The sequence below is a fragment of the Pseudomonas sp. Irchel 3A7 genome, assembly GCF_900187565.1.
Taxonomy (GTDB): domain Bacteria; phylum Pseudomonadota; class Gammaproteobacteria; order Pseudomonadales; family Pseudomonadaceae; genus Aquipseudomonas.
In genome coordinates this window covers 136,684-152,714 of sequence record NZ_FYED01000015.1, presented here as the reverse complement: position 1 = coordinate 152,714, position 16,031 = coordinate 136,684, and the positions used below count along the sequence as shown (strand labels likewise).

The following is a 16,031-nucleotide window of genomic DNA, read 5'->3' as shown; positions in this document are numbered from 1 at the left end:
ACTGCACTTTTCAATTCACGTCGGTTAACTCGCAGATTCTTCCAACGCCTGGGCCAGCGGCACGTAAAACTCTTCGAACAACGCGTTGACCGCCTCGCGCGCCTGATCCGTGACGAACCCGGCTTCCAGCACCAGCACCTGATAGACACCGCGCTTGATCGCCTGCTCGCTGAGGTAGCTGGAGTTTTCCCGCGTAGTGCACAAAAAGCGCACCCAGGACGTGAGGATGATCCAGGCGTTGATCGTCAGGGATTCGATCTGCACCCGATCCATCTTCAGGATGCCAGCTTCGACGAAGCCTTCGTAGATATGTGTGCCCTGGATCACGCAGCGCTGGGAAAACCGTCGATAGCGGGCGGCCAGTTCCGGATCGCTGTCGAGCAAATGCTCAAGATCGCGATGCAAGAAACGGTATCGCCACATCGCCGACAGCAGCTCCTTGAGGTAGAAGCGCTTGTCTTCCACCGTGGCGGCGCGGCCCTGGGGCGGGCGCAGGAAGCTGTCCACCAGGCTTTCATACTCGCTGAACAATACGGAGATGATCGCCTGCTTGTTGGGGAAGTGGTAGTACAGGTTGCCCGGGGAAATTTCCATGTGGGCAGCAATGTGGTTGGTACTGACGCTGCGCTCGCCCTGCTGATTGAACAGCTCGAGGCTGTTCTGCACGATGCGCTCGCTGGTTTTTATCCGTGGGGCCATGGCTTGAGCTTAAATTCAGAGTGCGTTGACGGGGCATCTTACGACCTATCCGGATAGGGATAAAACAAAGCCGTGCAAGGATGCCATTTGACTTTATAGAGTATAGACTCTAAAAAGTGCCTCATTACAATAAAGCCGGTGCCGACCATGACTGCCGAAATTTCCTACCTGCAAGATCTGCAGCGTCCTCTGGATGAACTCCAGGCCTTGTTTGACGCCCAGCGCGCCGCCTATGCCGGCAACCCCATGCCGCCTGCCGCCCAGCGCCAACAATGGCTCAAGGCGCTGCGTGATTTGTTGAATAGCGAGCGTCAGGCTCTGATCGAAGCGATCAGCCAGGACTTCAGCCACCGCAGCGCCGATGAAACCCTGCTCGCCGAGTTGATGCCCAGCCTGCACGGCATCCATTACGCCAGTCGGCACCTCAAGGGCTGGATGCGTCCATCGCGACGCAAGGTCGGCGTGGCTTTCCAGCCGGCCTCGGCCAAAGTGGTTTACCAGCCGCTGGGCGTGGTCGGGGTGATCGTGCCGTGGAACTACCCGCTGTACCTGGCCATCGGACCTTTGGTCGGTGCGTTATCGGCGGGCAATCGGGTGATGCTCAAGCTCAGCGAATCGACCCCCGCCACCGGTATGCTGCTCAAGGAACTGTTGGGGCGAATCTTTCCCGAAGACCTGGTTTGCGTGGTGCTGGGCGAGGCTGATATCGGCGTGGCGTTTTCGAGGCTGCGTTTCGATCACTTGCTGTTCACCGGTGCCACCAGCATCGGCAAACACGTCATGCGCGCGGCGGCGGAAAACCTGACGCCGGTCACCCTGGAACTGGGCGGCAAGTCCCCCGCCATCGTATCCGCCGATGTTCCACTCAAGGATGCCGCCGAGCGCATCGCGTTCGGCAAGACCCTCAACGCCGGGCAAACCTGCGTGGCCCCGGACTATGTGCTGGTGCCGGAAGATCGCGTCGGCGCGTTCGTCGAGGCTTATCGTCAGGCGGTGTGCGGCTTTTATCCGACGCTGGCTGACAACCCGGACTACACCGCGATCATCAATGACCGGCAGCTGGCACGACTCAACGGCTACCTCAGCGACGCCACCAGCAAGGGCGCGCTGCTGATCCCGCTGTTCGATAAAGGCCAGGGACGCCGCATGGGACATAGCCTGCTGCTCAACGTCAGCGACGAGATGACCGTGATGCAGGACGAAATCTTCGGTCCGCTGCTGCCGATCGTGCCGTACAAGGACCTGGATCAGGCCTTTGCCTACATCAATCAGCGCCCTCGCCCACTGGCGCTGTATTACTTCGGCTACGACAAGCGCGAGCAAAACCGCGTGCTGCACGAAACCCATTCCGGGGGTGTATGCCTCAACGACACCCTGCTGCACGTCGCCCAGGATGACATGCCCTTCGGTGGCATCGGCGCCTCGGGCATGGGCCATTACCATGGCCACGAGGGTTTCCTGACTTTCAGCAAGGCCAAGGGCGTGCTGATCAAACAGCGCTTCAACGCGGCGAAACTGATTTACCCGCCGTACGGCAAATCCATTCAGAAACTGATCCAGAAGCTGTTCATCCGCTAACGCTCAACGCCATCGGGTAAAAACAATAATGAGCCCAAGCCTGTCCGATTCTCCCGCGCTGTCACGGCGCGGCCTGCTCAAATTCAGCCTGGGCGCCAGCGCCTTCCTCGCCACTGCCGGGTTGGGGGCCAGTCTCAGCGGCTGTTCGTCGAACATTGCGGCCAGTGGTTTTGCGGCGCTGCGCAGTGGCGACCTGCTGTTTTTGCGCGCACTGATTCCGGTGATGCTCGACGGTGCCATGGCCATTGAACAGATGCCCAGCGCTGTCGAAGGCACCTTGAAAAGCCTGGATTTCAGTCTCGATCACTTGTCGCCGGAAATGCTCAAGCTGACCCGTCAGCTGTTCGATGTGCTGGGCATGGCCGTGACTCGGGGACCGCTGACCGGCATTTGGGGCAGTTGGGAAAACGCCAGCAGTGATGAGATCCGGCATTTTCTCGATCGATGGGAAAACAGCTCGCTGAGCCTGCTGCGCATGGGCCACAGCTCATTGCTGCAACTGGTGATGATGGCCTGGTATGGGCGCAAGGCGTCTTGGGCGCATTGCGGGTATCCCGGACCGCCCACCGTTTAAAACCGTGTCGCCCCCTTCGCGAGCAGGCTCGCTCCCACAAAGAGCGATGTGATCCATTGTGGGAGCGAGCCTGCTCGCGAAGGGGGCCGAATGAGCACCGCTGATTCAAACCATAACAACAAGAGAACCTGAAGATGCCCGTACCCGACCCGTTCCGCGAAGGCATGGCCCGTGGCTGGAAAACCCATGACGGCTCCCGACTGACCCAGGACCTGACCCTCGAAGCGGATGTGGCAATCATCGGCAGCGGCGCCGGCGGCGGGACCACCGCTGAAATCCTCAGCGCAGCCGGCTACAAAGTACTGCTGATCGAAGAAGGCCCGCTCAAGACCAGTAGCGACTTCAAGCTGCTCGAAGATCAGGCCTACGCCAACCTCTATCAGGAAGGCATCGGGCGCATGAGCAAGGACGGCGCGATCACCATCCTCCAGGGGCGGGCGGTGGGCGGTACCACGTTGATCAACTGGACCTCCAGCTTCCGCACGCCCGAGTCGACCCTGGAGCACTGGGCCCAAGAGCACAATGTGAAGGGTCACAGTACGGCTGAAATGGCCCCGTGGTTCGAGAAAATGGAACAACGCCTGGGCATCGCGCCGTGGATGGTTCCACCCAACGCTAACAACGATGTGATCCGCAAGGGCTGTGAAAAACTCGGTTACAGCTGGCACGTGATCCCGCGCAATGTGCGCGGCTGCTGGAACATCGGTTACTGCGGCATGGGCTGCCCGACCAACGCCAAGCAATCGATGCTGGTCACCACCATTCCCGCCACCCTGGAAAAGGGTGGCGAGCTGCTGTACCTGGCCCGTGCCGAAAAACTTCTTATCAGCGGTGACAAGGTCACTGGACTGCAATGCGTGGCGATGGATGAGCGCTGCGTCGAGCCCACCGGTCACCGCATTACGGTCAAGGCCCGGCATTACGTGCTGGCCGGCGGCGGGATCAACAGCCCGGCACTGCTGTTGCGCTCCAACGCGCCTGATCCGCACCAACGGCTGGGCAAACGGACCTTTCTGCATGTGGTGAACATGTCCGCGGGGCTGTTCGACGAGGTGATCAACCCGTTTTACGGGGCGCCGCAGTCGATCTATTCCGACCACTTCCAATGGCTGGACGGCACCACCGGCAAGATGGGCTACAAATTGGAGGTTCCGCCGCTGCACCCGGCGTTGGCAGCGACACTGCTCGGCGGTTTCGGCCAGGAGAATGCGCAACACATGGCCAACCTGCCGCACACCCACGCCATGCTCGCGTTGCTGCGCGATGGTTTCCACCCGGACAGCCCCGGCGGCAGTGTCGAACTGCGGGGGGACGGTACGCCGGTACTCGATTACCAGGTTTCACCCTATGTCTGGGAGGGTTTGCGCCGGGCGTTCCACAGCATGGCCGAGATCCAGTTCGCCGGTGGCGCCAAAGCCGTGATGCCGATGCACGCTGATGCGCACTATGTAAAAAGCCTTGGCGAAGCGCGCAAATTGATAGACGGCCTCAGCCTGGAGCTGTTTCGCACGCGGCTGGGCAGCGCCCATGTGATGGGCGGTTGTGCCATGGGCGAAGACCCGAAAACCGCCGTGACCGACAGCCTCGGCCGGCATCATCAGCTGGGCAATCTGTCGATCCACGACGGCTCGATGTTCCCCACCAGCATTGGCGCAAACCCGCAATTGTCGGTCTACGGCCTGACGGCACAGCTGGCGACTTCTCTCGCTGAACGTTTAAAAAACCCATGAAAACGACGAACATTCTCATCGTCTATAGTGCTTTCTTACCCAACAGGCGACTTGGCCGACCGGTAATGCTGCGATACCATCCGACTCCCCAACGCACTCCCGCCAGGACGACGCGATGAACCGAGTGTTGTACCCAGGTACCTTCGACCCTATTACCAAGGGCCATGGCGATCTGGTCGAACGCGCCGCGCGCCTGTTCGATCACGTGATCATTGCTGTCGCCGCCAGCCCGAAGAAAAACCCGTTGTTTCCTCTGGAACAGCGTGTGGAGCTGGCCCGCGAGGTCACCAAACATTTGCCGAACGTTGAAGTCGTCGGCTTCTCCACACTGCTGGCGCATTTCGCCAAAGAGCAGAACGCCAACGTGTTCCTGCGTGGTTTGCGCGCGGTCTCGGACTTCGAGTACGAGTTCCAGCTGGCCAACATGAACCGGCAACTGGCCCCGGATGTGGAAAGTCTGTTTCTAACCCCTTCCGAGCGTTATTCGTTCATTTCCTCGACGCTGGTCCGTGAAATTGCAGCGTTGGGCGGTGATATCACCAAGTTCGTGCACCCTGCGGTGGCGGATGCCCTGACCCTGCGATTCAAGAAGTAATTCTTCTGTAACTGTGGGAGCGAGCCTGCTCGCGAAGGACGTTAACGGTAACGAGGGCCGCCTGGAAGAACGGGGCGCCCTCTCGTTCATCGCCAGCATGCTGGCTCCTGCAGCGCCAATGCGGCACAATTACACGCATTGATTTATTGCGCCCGGGCCTGCCGCCCTGGCTGGAGTTAGCATGTCCCTGATCATCACCGACGATTGCATCAACTGCGACGTCTGCGAACCCGAGTGCCCGAACGCCGCCATTTCCCAAGGCGAGGAGATCTACGTGATCGACCCGAACCTGTGCACACAGTGCGTCGGCCACTACGATGAACCGCAGTGCCAACAGGTCTGCCCGGTGGATTGCATTCCGCTGGACGAAGCCCATCCGGAGACTCAAGAGCAGTTGATGGAGAAGTACCGGAAGATTACCGGAAAGGCGTGAGACCTCAATTGTCTGTGCCGACGCTTTCGCGAGCAGGCTCGCTCCCACATTTGATCTGTGTTTTTAATCAAAAGTGAAAACACCCTGGATCTACTATGGGAGCGAGCCTGCTCGCGAAGGCGTCATCAGCTTCACCCAAGATGTAACTGACTTTACTCCCGCTGCTCAAACCCCTCCCCGATACACCCCAGGCACCGCGCGAACGCCGCTTTCGCCGGGTCGACCACCAATGCTGGCCCTGCGCCCCCCACCCTAGACCGTCGGCGTTTCAGCTCTGGCAGCGCGGGCAAAAGACGCTGGCGCGCTGCCCGAGCTTCACTTCGCGCAATTGCGTACCACAGACTTTGCAGTGCTCGGCACCCCGGCCGTACACGAACAGCTCCTGCTGGAAGTAGCCCGGCTGACCGTCACCCCCGATAAAGTCCCGCAGCGTGGTACCGCCGCGCTCGATGGCGGCGGCCAGGATGCGTTTGATTTCGATCGCCAGCTTCAGGTAGCGCGCACGGGAAATGCTCTTGGCCTCCCGCCGCGGGTCGATACCAGCGGCGAACAGCGCTTCCGTCGCGTAGATATTGCCGACGCCGACCACCACCGCGTTGTCCATGATGAACGGCTTGACCGCCATCGAACGCCCGCGAGACAGCTGGAACAAGCGTTCGCCGTCGAACAGGTCGGTCAGCGGCTCCGGCCCCAGGCGAATCAACAGTTCATGATTGAGCGGGTCGAGACTCCAGAGCATCGCGCCAAACCGGCGTGGGTCTGTGTATCGCAGGGCCAGGCCCGACTCCAGTTCGATGTCCACATGCTCGTGCTTGGCCGCGGGCAGGCCGACTTCCACCAGACGCAAATTCCCCGACATGCCCAAATGGCTGATCAAGGTGCCGACTTCAGCATTGATCAGCAGGTACTTGGCGCGCCGCTCCACCAGCACGATGCGCTGGCCGGACAGGCGCACATCAAGATCTTCGGGAATCGGCCAGCGCAGGCGGCGATCACGCACGATCACCCGGCTGACGCGCTGTCCTTCCAGGTGCGGGGCAATGCCACGGCGGGTGGTTTCGACTTCTGGCAGTTCAGGCATGGAGGTCGCGGATCGTCTGTTTGAGGGTCTCGAAATCGTAGTCCGAGAGGCCGACGTAATCGAGCACCAGATGCGCGATGCTGTTCCACTCATGGTCTTCGGTCTGGTTGCCCAGCACCCGGTAGGACGCACAAATGTGCTCGGCCATCTTCAGGATCGCCAGCAGGTTCTTCAGCGAGCTGTTGCGCGACGACTCATCGCTGAAGATCGCCAGGGCATTGTGGTGATTGGCGATTGCAGCCGTGACGTGGTCCGGCAGACGCCAGGATTTGGCCGTGTAATAGCCGACCACCGCGTGGTTGGTGTTGAACGCCTGGTTCTCGGTGTCGACCACCCGGCAATCGGGACCGGCGTTGGCGTAGGCCTGTTCCAGCACCGTCATGTATTCGGGAAAACGCTGGAGCATCAGCGGAACGCCACAGTCGTGGAACAGACCCAGGGCGTACGCTTCGTCGCCGGACTGGACCCCGATGCGCTTGGCCAGGGTCAGGCAGGTCATCGCGACGTCCTGCGCGGTGTCCCAGAAACGGTTCAAGGTAACGATGGTTTCGTCGTTCATCTCACCCTTGATCGACTGCGCGTTGATCAGGTTGATGATCGAGCGGCTGCCCAGCAGATTCACCGCGCGCTGGATCGAGGCGATCTTGTTGGTCAAACCGTAATACGGCGAGTTGACGATTTTCAGCAAGGCACCGGAGAGACCCGGGTCCTGGGAAATCAGCTTCGCGATCACGTCCAGATCCGGGTCGGGCATGTACTGCTCCATCTGCAGATCCACCATGATCTGCGGTTGGGCCGGCACGCTGATGCCTTGCAGGGATTGCTGGATTTGTTCGGGAGTCAACTCTTGGGACATAAGTACACACTCTGGGCCAGGCGCAGATTCTAGCTTCTAAACGTTGGATCCGACACCTTGGCCGGTCCATCGGCTAAAGTTTCATCTAACGCTGAACCTGACTCACCGCATGTCTATCCACAACGCCGTGGCCTTGCGCAACACGCTATACTCCCGCTCTTTTTTCCGGAGCGACGTCATGTCCCTGCCTAGCCTGCGCCTCAAAGCCAACGCCGACCGCCGTCTGCGCAACGGTCATTTGTGGGTCTATAGCAACGAAATCGATGTAGCGGCGACCCCTTTGCACGGTTTCAAGGCCGGCGATCAGGCGATCCTCGAAGCCGCCGGCGGCAAGCCGCTGGGCATCGTCGCCATGAGCCCGAACAACCTCATCTGCGCCCGCCTGCTGTCGCGCGACATCAAGTTACCGCTGGACAAGTCGCTGCTGGTGCATCGCCTGAACGTGGCCCTGTCGCTGCGCGATCGCCTGTTCGACAAGCCGTTCTATCGCCTGGTCTACGGCGATTCCGATCTGCTGCCGGGTCTGGTGGTCGACCGCTTCGGCGACATCCTGGTGGTGCAGATCGCTTCGGCGACCATGGAAGCCCACAAGGACGACGTGATCGCGGCGCTGACCCAGGTGCTCAAGCCGAGCGGCATTCTGTTCAAGAACGACTCCGCCGCCCGTGACGCCGAAGGCCTGAACCGCTACGTCGAAACCGTGTTCGGCCTGGTGCCGGAATGGGTAGCACTGGAAGAGAATGGCGTGAAGTTCGAAGCACCGGTCATTCAGGGCCAGAAAACCGGCTGGTTCTACGATCACCGCATGAACCGCGCACGCCTTGCACCGTATGCCAAGGGCAAGCGCGTACTGGACCTGTACAGCTACATCGGCGGCTGGGGCGTGCAAGCGGCGGCGTTCGGCGCCAGCGAAGTGTTCTGTGTCGACGCATCGGCCTTCGCCCTCGACGGCGTCGAGCGCAACGCCGCGCTGAATGGCTTCGCCGAGAAAATGACCTGCATCGAAGGCGATGTATTCGAAGCCCTCAAAGAACTGAAAGCCAGCGAAGAACGCTTTGACGTAATCGTGGCCGACCCGCCGGCGTTCATCAAACGCAAGAAAGACATGAAAAACGGCGAAGGCGCCTACCGCCGCCTGAACGAGCAAGCCATGCGCCTGCTGACCAAGGACGGCATCCTGTTCAGCGCCTCCTGCTCGATGCACCTGCCGGAAGACGACCTGCAGAACATCCTGCTGACCAGCGCCCGCCACCTGGATCGCAACATCCAGATGCTGGAACGCGGCGGTCAGGGTCCGGACCATCCGGTGCATCCTGCCATCCCTGAAACCCGCTACATCAAGAGCATTACCTGCCGGTTGCTGCCAAACAGCTAAACCGTACGCCGCGCCCATCGTGGAATGCCTTCCAAAATGGGCGCGGATTGCAGTGAACAACACGGACAAGAACATTCCGACAGCTGATCAGGATCGTTCCTACCTCCCCCCCGTTGACTTTTCCTGTCGTCAAATCGACGCTCGATCACCTCTCACGGATCGAGCTGCCTGACCGATGACGCACTCCGCAACGCCCAAGAAAAAAGCACCCGCCGTTATCTTGCTGATGACCATGACGATGCTCGGCGTGTTCGGCCTCGACGTGCTACTCCCCTCTTTCCCCGCATTAGCCCGTCACTTTCGGACCACGCCCGAAGATATCGCGCTGTCCATCAGCCTGTTCGCGGTCGGGATCTCATTGTCACAATTGTTCATCGGCCCCCTGTCGGATGCGATGGGGCGTAAAAAGCTGTTGCTGGCGGGATTAGCGATTTCGATCATCGGGGCGATGGGTTGCGTTCTGTCCAGCGAGTACAGCTGGTTCCTGACATTCCGTGTGGTCCAGGCCCTCGGCTGCGGTTGTTTCATACTCGCACAGGCGCTGGTTCAGGATTTGTTCGAAGGCGTGGAGCGTGATCGCCTCAGGATCCTCATGGTGATGTCCACCGGAATTTTCATTTCCGTCTCGCCATTGGCCGGTGCCGTGTTGCAAGAGCTGCTGGATTGGCCGGGCAGTTTCATGGTGTTTTCGGCACTTGCCGCCGGGGTGTTCCTCTGTGCCTGCTTCAGCCTGGAAAAGACCCACGGAGGTGCAACGGGCGGCCCCCCTGAGTTCATTCGATCCTATCGACGGGTCTACAGCGACTTCGAGTTTGTGAGTTATTGGTTGATTTCGGCTTTTGCCTTCGCCTGCCATTTTTCTTTCATCGTCATTTCACCGCTGATTTTCATGGAGCGGCTTCAACTCTCGCCCCACGCCTTCTCGCTGACCCTGCTGATCTACGGAGTGGCCTATCTGGTCGGGGGAGCCATCGCGACCCTGTTGAGCCGCCGTATCGGAAATGACCATCAGATCATCATCGGGTTGAGCCTCATCCTGCTGTCGGGTTTGAGCATGCTCTACATCTCGGGCCGGTTTGCCCTGTCGCCCTCGACCGTGCTGATTCCTATGATTATCTGCACCGCTGGCACCACCATAGCGCGGCCGGCCGCCACCTCTCGGGCCATGGCCCTTTTTCCGGAGAGCGCCGGGACCGCCTCGGCGGCCGGCAGCATGCTGGTCTTCATCTGCGGCGGGCTGATCAGCGCGCTCGTCAGTCTGAGCCCCGGCTCCGTTCACGATACGCTCGGCTACAGCTTCATCGCCCTGAGCACGCTGGCGCTAGTCTTGAGCTATCGCATCAACAGCCGTTGCAAAAGCGCGCTCCTCAGCCCGGACAGCCAATAACGGCAGCCAGTCGTCACCCCGCACGCTTCGTCAACACTGGATCAACACTTCCCGGCATTCCCTCCAGCCGCCAGCCGTGTAGAATCGCGACATTCATCGCCAGTCATCCCCCGGCGGGTTTATGAGCTCAAGCTGAAGCGCGCGGCGATCCCGCAAAGTTATCGGCAGCTTCCGGACACACGGCCATTTCCGGGTGATCCAGACGTCAATAGAAGCTCACTTCCCTTTTGATACCTGATTAGCCGCCCGGAGTGCTTCATGCCTGATTACCGCTCGAAAACATCCACCCATGGCCGCAACATGGCCGGCGCCCGCGCACTGTGGCGCGCGACGGGGATGAAAGATGACGACTTCAAAAAGCCGATCATCGCCATTGCCAACTCCTTCACCCAGTTCGTACCGGGCCACGTCCACCTCAAGGACCTGGGTCAACTGGTCGCCCGCGAGATCGAACGCGCCGGCGGTGTGGCAAAAGAATTCAACACCATCGCGGTCGATGACGGCATCGCCATGGGCCATGACGGCATGCTCTATTCGCTGCCGAGCCGCGAGATCATCGCCGACTCCGTCGAGTACATGGTCAACGCCCATTGCGCCGACGCCATTGTCTGCATCTCCAACTGCGACAAGATCACCCCGGGCATGCTGATGGCTGCCCTGCGCCTGAACATCCCGGTGATCTTCGTATCCGGCGGCCCGATGGAAGCCGGCAAGACCAAACTGGCCAGCCACGGTCTGGATCTGGTTGACGCCATGGTGATCGCCGCCGACTCCAGCGCTTCTGACGAGAAGGTTGCCGAGTACGAGCGCAGCGCCTGCCCGACCTGCGGTTCGTGTTCCGGCATGTTCACCGCCAACTCGATGAACTGCCTGGTCGAAGCCCTGGGCCTGGCCTTGCCGGGCAACGGTTCGACCCTGGCCACCCACAGCGACCGTGAGCAGCTGTTCCTGCAGGCCGGTCGCACCATCGTCGAGCTGTGCAAGCGTTACTACGGCGAGAACGATCAGTCGGTGCTGCCGCGCAACATCGCCAACTTCCAGGCCTTCGAAAACGCCATGACCCTGGACATCGCCATGGGCGGTTCCACCAACACCATCCTGCACTTGCTGGCCGCCGCCCAGGAAGCCGAGATCGATTTCGACCTGCGCGACATCGACCGCCTTTCGCGCAACGTGCCGCAACTGTGCAAGGTCGCGCCGAACATCCAGAAGTACCACATGGAAGACGTGCACCGTGCCGGCGGGATCTTCAGCATCCTCGGCTCCCTGGCCCGTGGCGGCCTGCTGCACACGCAGTTGCCGACCGTGCACAGCCGCAGCATGGAAGAAGCCATCGCCAAGTGGGACATCACCCAGACCGACGACGAAGCGGTGCATCACTTCTTCAAGGCCGGCCCTGCGGGCATCCCGACGCAAACCGCGTTCAGCCAGTCGACCCGTTGGGAAACCCTGGACGACGACCGTGAAAACGGCTGCATCCGCAGTGTCGAGCACGCCTATTCGAAAGAGGGCGGCCTGGCCGTGCTGTACGGCAACATCGCGCTGGACGGTTGCGTGGTGAAAACCGCTGGCGTCGACGAGTCGATCCACGTGTTCGAAGGCAACGCCAAGATCTTCGAAAGCCAGGACAGCGCCGTGCGCGGGATCCTCGCCGACGAAGTGAAGGAAGGTGACATCGTCATCATTCGCTACGAAGGTCCGAAAGGCGGCCCGGGCATGCAGGAAATGCTCTACCCGACCTCCTACCTGAAATCCAAGGGCCTGGGCAAAGCCTGTGCCCTGCTCACCGACGGTCGTTTCTCCGGCGGCACCTCGGGCCTGTCCATCGGCCACGCTTCGCCTGAAGCCGCAGCCGGTGGCGCGATTGGCCTGGTGCAGGACGGCGACAAAGTGCTGATCGACATTCCGAACCGCTCGATCAACCTGTTGGTCAGCGACGAAGAACTGGCTGCGCGCCGCGTCGAGCAGGACAAGAAAGGCTGGAAGCCGGTGGAAGTGCGTCCACGTAAAGTGACCACTGCCCTGAAAGCCTACGCGCTGCTGGCGACCAGTGCCGACAAGGGTGCAGTGCGGAACAAGGCGATGCTTGACGGGCTGTAAGCGTCGATAGGCAGAAATTAAAAGGCCCCGCCAAAGTGCGGGGCATTTTTTTGCCTGACCAAAATATCTCAAACACTGGAGATCAACTGTGGGAGCTGGCTTGCCAGCGAAGAGGCCGGCACATCCAGCATTGATGTTGATTGACACACTGCATTCGCGGGCAAGCCCGCTCCCACAGGGATCGTCGGAGTTCACACAATTTGTGTTTCAACCGAAACCTTTGCGGGAGCGAGCGTGCTCGCGGTGGGAGCACCTCGGTCTTACTGAATTTCCTCAGGCTTCACGATCACCCAGTTCTTGTCCGCCGTCACCGGCAGCCCTTCCTTGGCCTGGGCCGCGGCGTTCTTGGCCATCATGCCGTTGATCTGGGTCATGTACTTGTCCTTGCGGTTGACCCACAGGTGGATGCCGCCCTTGGCCACGTCGACACCGTGGAACAGCATGTAGCCGTCGCTGGTCGGGGTGTCGCCGCCGACGAGGACCGGTTTTTTCCATTCATCGATGTAGGTCAGGATCGCGGCATGCTTGCCGGCCATCCAGGTCGCCGGAGTCCACAGGTACGGGGTCAGTTCCAGGCCGAGGTTGGCCTTCTCGTCATACTTGCCGGCGGTGATCTGCTTGCGCGCGGTGGTCAGTTCGCCCGTCTTTTGGTCCTTGAGCAGCAATGACACGCCGATCACGTTCTGCGGTTTGACGTTGTAGCCGTACTTCGGATCGGCCGCGACCATGCGCACCAGTTCTTCGGAGGCGGCGGTCATCACATAGACCTCGATGCCGTTCTCCATCAGCTTGTTGTACAGCTCTTGCTGGCCAGTGAAGATTTTCGGTGGGTTGACGTCGAGCTTCTTGACCACATCGCCTTCGTAGTAAGTGGCCGGCACCGGTTTACCGGAAGCCATCAACTCATCGACATAGCCCTTGAGTTCCTTGAGCGTGAAGCCCGAAAACACCTGGGCGACCCATGGATAGCAAACCATGTCGTCGAGTTCGCAAAGGCGGTAGTAGTAGCTGAACAGGCTTTCCTTGTGGTCGACGGTGTCCTTGAACGGCATCAGTTTCAGGGAGGGGTCGAGTTTGTCGCGGGTGATCAGGCCCTTGTTCTCCATGAACGGCAGCAACGACTCTTCGAGATCGTAGCGGTAACTGGTGTTGTCCATGTCGAACACCGCGTAGTTACCTTTGTTGGCGTTGGCGGCGATCATCGCGTCCAGCGCCTTGGCCTGATCGGCAGGCCAGTGTTTCAGATCCGTGGCGAGTACCTGGCCGGCAAGGCCCAGGCAAAGAGCTGCAGCCAGTAATTTCGGTGCTAACTTCATCGACTTTCTCCCTGAGTGAAAGACATCGACGCTAACAAATAAGTGTGACAGTCCTCGTCCGTCAGCGACCGCCAACGTGCCTATCGCGCCAGCCGTATTCCCAAAAGCGACACACGCTTATTCCAAAAACGACAGTTTCAAGACGTTTTTGATATTAATTCATTGGAAATCAAGCTGTTAGGCTTGCCGGTTCGCAGCTGCCCCGGAAGGCAGTTGGCACATGTCTAATGGGAGTTCCAATGAATCTGCCGCTGATTCTCAACCTGCTGGTGTTCCTCGCTTTGCTCTTCGTCCTGGCGCAAACCCGTCACACGACGTGGAGCCTGGCAAAAAAGGTCCTGCTCGCACTGGTGCTGGGCGTGGTGTTCGGTGTGTCGCTGCACACTGTTTACGGCACCGGCAATCCGGTGCTGAAAGCCTCGATCGGCTGGTTCGATCTGGTGGGTAACGGTTATGTGCAACTGCTGCAAATGATCGTCATCCCGCTGGTGTTCGCCTCGATCCTCAGTGCCGTGGCGCGTCTGCACAACGCTTCGTCGCTGGGCAAGATCAGTTTCCTGACCATCGGCACGCTGCTGTTTACGACTGCCATCGCGGCGCTGATCGGCATCGGCCTGACCAACCTGTTCGGCCTGACCGCCGAAGGTCTGGTGGCCGGCACCCAGGAAATGGCGCGTCTGCAAACCATTCAGACTGACTATGCGGGCAAGGTCGCTGATCTGAATGTGCCGCAATTGCTGCTGTCGTTCATTCCGCAAAACCCGTTCGCCGACCTGGCGCGGGCCAAACCGACGTCGATCATCAGCGTGGTGATCTTCGCCGCCTTCCTCGGCGTCGCGGCGCTGCAACTGCTGAAAGATGACGTGGAAAAAGGTCAGAAAGTGATCAACGCCATCGACACCCTGCAGGCCTGGGTGATGCGTCTGGTGCGCCTGGTGATGAAGCTGACCCCCTACGGCGTACTGGCGCTGATGACCAAAGTCGTCGCCGGTTCCAACCTGCAGGACATCATCAAGCTCGGCAGTTTCGTGGTGGTTTCCTACATCGGCCTGGGCCTGATGTTTGTCGTCCATGGCCTGCTGGTGTCGGCGGCCGGGATCAATCCGCTGCGCTTCTTCCGCAAGATCTGGCCGGTGCTGACGTTTGCTTTCACCAGCCGGTCGAGCGCGGCGACGATCCCGTTGAGCATTGAAGCGCAGACCAGCCGTTTGGGTATTCCGCAGTCCGTCGCCAGCTTCGCCGCATCGTTCGGCGCGACCATTGGCCAGAATGGCTGTGCCGGTCTGTACCCGGCGATGTTGGCAGTGATGGTGGCGCCGACCGTGGGCATCGATCCGCTGGACCCGCTGTGGATCGCGACATCGGTGGCGATTGTGACCTTGAGTTCGGCGGGTGTGGCCGGGGTAGGCGGCGGCGCGACCTTCGCCGCGCTGATCGTGTTGCCGGCCATGGGTTTGCCGGTGTCACTGGTGGCGCTACTGATCTCCGTCGAGCCGTTGATCGATATGGGGCGTACGGCGCTGAACGTCAGTGGTTCGATCACGGCCGGTGCGATTACCAGCCAGGTGATGCAGCAGACGGATAAAAAATTGCTGGATGCGGATGAGCATTCGGCGTTGGCGCACGCTTGAACGGCGCCTGACAGACCACTATCGCTGGCAAGCCAGCTCCCACAGGGATTGCAGGTGTTCACACAATTTGTGGTTCACCTTGGTCACTGTGGGAGCTGGCTTGCCAGCGATGCTCTCAGGCCTTTTCCCAAACCTCGAAGTTGTACGCCGGTTTGTCATCTACTGCCGGATTTTCGATGTTGGAAACCAATTTCCACTGCTTCAAATCAAACTCCGGAAACCACGCATCCCCTTCCGGACTCAGGGCCACGCGCGTCAAATACAACCGATCAGCCTGCGCCAACCCCTGCGCATACAACTGCGCCCCGCCAATCAGCATCAGCTCATCGACGCCCTGCTCTTTCGCCCATTGCTCGGCGCGAACCACGGCGGCTTCCAGCGACGGATAAACCTCCGCGCCGTCCAGCACCAGATCTGTCTGACGGCTGACTACGATGTTCAAGCGCCCCGGCAACGGACGACCGAGGGAATCCCAGGTCTTGCGACCCATGATGATCGGCTTGCCCAGGGTAGTGGCCTTGAAGTATTTGAAGTCCCCCGGCAAGTGCCAGGGCATGCTGTTGTCGATGCCGATCACACGGTTTTCACCGAGGGCTGCGATCAGGCTGAGGGGGAGTGATTTAGTCATGCCGGCGAGGATACCAGAGCCTCGCTTTCCCCGATAAGCGCCACAGCG

Annotated in this window: 14 protein-coding genes and 1 pseudogene; 9 read left to right on the top strand and 6 right to left on the bottom strand. The window is 60.2% G+C overall.

Annotated features, from left to right (window positions below; all coding sequences use genetic code 11):
* Positions 1-24: 24 nt before the first annotated feature.
* Positions 25-699: a TetR/AcrR family transcriptional regulator gene (locus CKW21_RS23845; protein WP_095196348.1), complete on the bottom strand. Its 675-nt coding sequence runs from the start codon at positions 697-699 to the stop codon at positions 25-27.
* A 147-nt stretch (positions 700-846) separates the two neighbouring features.
* Between CKW21_RS23845 and CKW21_RS23840 the strand changes: the two genes are divergently transcribed.
* The 5 genes from CKW21_RS23840 to CKW21_RS23820 all read left to right on the top strand — a co-directional run bounded on the left by CKW21_RS23840 (position 847) and on the right by CKW21_RS23820 (position 5,609).
* Positions 847-2,277, top strand: coding sequence for a coniferyl aldehyde dehydrogenase (locus CKW21_RS23840; RefSeq protein ID WP_095196347.1), 1,431 nt, complete (start codon positions 847-849; stop codon positions 2,275-2,277).
* Positions 2,278-2,305: 28 nt separating this feature from the next.
* A complete protein-coding gene (locus tag CKW21_RS23835; RefSeq protein WP_095196346.1) occupies positions 2,306-2,851 on the top strand; it encodes a twin-arginine translocation pathway signal protein in 546 nt (181 codons plus the stop codon).
* A gap of 134 nt (positions 2,852-2,985) precedes the next feature.
* On the top strand, positions 2,986-4,581 hold the full coding sequence (locus tag CKW21_RS23830; RefSeq protein ID WP_095196345.1) for a GMC family oxidoreductase: 1,596 nt from the start codon (positions 2,986-2,988) through the stop codon (positions 4,579-4,581).
* Between the two features lie 115 nt (positions 4,582-4,696).
* Complete coding sequence (gene coaD, locus CKW21_RS23825; protein ID WP_040071510.1) at positions 4,697-5,176, top strand: pantetheine-phosphate adenylyltransferase; 480 nt, start codon at positions 4,697-4,699, stop codon at positions 5,174-5,176.
* A 181-nt stretch (positions 5,177-5,357) separates the two neighbouring features.
* A complete protein-coding gene (locus CKW21_RS23820) occupies positions 5,358-5,609 on the top strand; it encodes a YfhL family 4Fe-4S dicluster ferredoxin (RefSeq protein WP_003176712.1) in 252 nt (83 codons plus the stop codon).
* 152 nt (positions 5,610-5,761) lie between these two features.
* Here the strand turns inward: CKW21_RS23820 and CKW21_RS23815 are convergent.
* The 3 genes and pseudogenes from CKW21_RS23815 to CKW21_RS23805 form a co-directional block, all read right to left on the bottom strand.
* Positions 5,762-5,860, bottom strand: a pseudogene (locus tag CKW21_RS23815) (multidrug transporter); the annotation flags it as partial.
* Positions 5,861-5,877: 17 nt separating this feature from the next.
* Complete coding sequence (mutM, locus tag CKW21_RS23810; RefSeq protein ID WP_095196344.1) at positions 5,878-6,690, bottom strand: bifunctional DNA-formamidopyrimidine glycosylase/DNA-(apurinic or apyrimidinic site) lyase; 813 nt, start codon at positions 6,688-6,690, stop codon at positions 5,878-5,880.
* Positions 6,683-7,492: an HDOD domain-containing protein gene (locus CKW21_RS23805; RefSeq protein ID WP_170948715.1), complete on the bottom strand. Its 810-nt coding sequence runs from the start codon at positions 7,490-7,492 to the stop codon at positions 6,683-6,685. The genes mutM and CKW21_RS23805 overlap by 8 nt, the downstream gene beginning before the upstream one ends.
* 232 nt (positions 7,493-7,724) lie before the next feature.
* Between CKW21_RS23805 and CKW21_RS23800 the strand changes: the two genes are divergently transcribed.
* From CKW21_RS23800 to ilvD, 3 genes are all read left to right on the top strand, one after another.
* On the top strand, positions 7,725-8,921 hold the full coding sequence (locus tag CKW21_RS23800; protein ID WP_008065056.1) for a class I SAM-dependent rRNA methyltransferase: 1,197 nt from the start codon (positions 7,725-7,727) through the stop codon (positions 8,919-8,921).
* 175 nt (positions 8,922-9,096) lie between these two features.
* Positions 9,097-10,308 carry a multidrug effflux MFS transporter gene (locus tag CKW21_RS23795; RefSeq protein ID WP_095196342.1) on the top strand — a complete coding sequence of 404 codons (1,212 nt, stop codon included), beginning with the start codon at positions 9,097-9,099 and terminating at the stop codon, positions 10,306-10,308.
* A 258-nt stretch (positions 10,309-10,566) separates the two neighbouring features.
* Complete coding sequence (gene ilvD, locus CKW21_RS23790; RefSeq protein WP_095196341.1) at positions 10,567-12,408, top strand: dihydroxy-acid dehydratase; 1,842 nt, start codon at positions 10,567-10,569, stop codon at positions 12,406-12,408.
* Between the two features lie 260 nt (positions 12,409-12,668).
* On the opposite strand, the gene CKW21_RS23785 is transcribed toward ilvD, so the two are convergent.
* Positions 12,669-13,724, bottom strand: a complete 1,056-nt coding sequence (locus CKW21_RS23785; RefSeq protein ID WP_095196340.1) for a phosphorylcholine phosphatase — start codon at positions 13,722-13,724, stop codon at positions 12,669-12,671.
* Positions 13,725-13,963: 239 nt separating this feature from the next.
* On the opposite strand from CKW21_RS23785, the gene CKW21_RS23780 reads away from it, so the two are divergent.
* Positions 13,964-15,355, top strand: a complete 1,392-nt coding sequence (locus CKW21_RS23780; RefSeq protein ID WP_095196339.1) for an L-cystine transporter — start codon at positions 13,964-13,966, stop codon at positions 15,353-15,355.
* A gap of 115 nt (positions 15,356-15,470) precedes the next feature.
* Here the strand turns inward: CKW21_RS23780 and CKW21_RS23775 are convergent, their stop codons facing one another.
* Positions 15,471-15,983, bottom strand: a complete 513-nt coding sequence (locus CKW21_RS23775; protein ID WP_095196338.1) for a dihydrofolate reductase — start codon at positions 15,981-15,983, stop codon at positions 15,471-15,473.
* Positions 15,984-16,031 lie beyond the last annotated feature (48 nt).

Bases quoted from the DNA above. Each gene is read 5' to 3' on its own strand.
- CKW21_RS23845 (WP_095196348.1), bottom strand. From the start codon at position 699: ATGGCCCCACGGATAAAAACCAGCGAGCGCATCGTGCAGAACAGCCTC.
- CKW21_RS23840 (WP_095196347.1), top strand. From the start codon at position 847: ATGACTGCCGAAATTTCCTACCTGCAAGATCTGCAGCGTCCTCTGGAT.
- CKW21_RS23835 (WP_095196346.1), top strand. From the start codon at position 2,306: ATGAGCCCAAGCCTGTCCGATTCTCCCGCGCTGTCACGGCGCGGCCTG.
- CKW21_RS23830 (WP_095196345.1), top strand. From the start codon at position 2,986: ATGCCCGTACCCGACCCGTTCCGCGAAGGCATGGCCCGTGGCTGGAAA.
- coaD (WP_040071510.1), top strand. From the start codon at position 4,697: ATGAACCGAGTGTTGTACCCAGGTACCTTCGACCCTATTACCAAGGGC.
- CKW21_RS23820 (WP_003176712.1), top strand. From the start codon at position 5,358: ATGTCCCTGATCATCACCGACGATTGCATCAACTGCGACGTCTGCGAA.
- mutM (WP_095196344.1), bottom strand. From the start codon at position 6,690: ATGCCTGAACTGCCAGAAGTCGAAACCACCCGCCGTGGCATTGCCCCG.
- CKW21_RS23800 (WP_008065056.1), top strand. From the start codon at position 7,725: ATGTCCCTGCCTAGCCTGCGCCTCAAAGCCAACGCCGACCGCCGTCTG.
- CKW21_RS23795 (WP_095196342.1), top strand. From the start codon at position 9,097: ATGACGCACTCCGCAACGCCCAAGAAAAAAGCACCCGCCGTTATCTTG.
- ilvD (WP_095196341.1), top strand. From the start codon at position 10,567: ATGCCTGATTACCGCTCGAAAACATCCACCCATGGCCGCAACATGGCC.
- CKW21_RS23785 (WP_095196340.1), bottom strand. From the start codon at position 13,724: ATGAAGTTAGCACCGAAATTACTGGCTGCAGCTCTTTGCCTGGGCCTT.
- CKW21_RS23780 (WP_095196339.1), top strand. From the start codon at position 13,964: ATGAATCTGCCGCTGATTCTCAACCTGCTGGTGTTCCTCGCTTTGCTC.
- CKW21_RS23775 (WP_095196338.1), bottom strand. From the start codon at position 15,983: ATGACTAAATCACTCCCCCTCAGCCTGATCGCAGCCCTCGGTGAAAAC.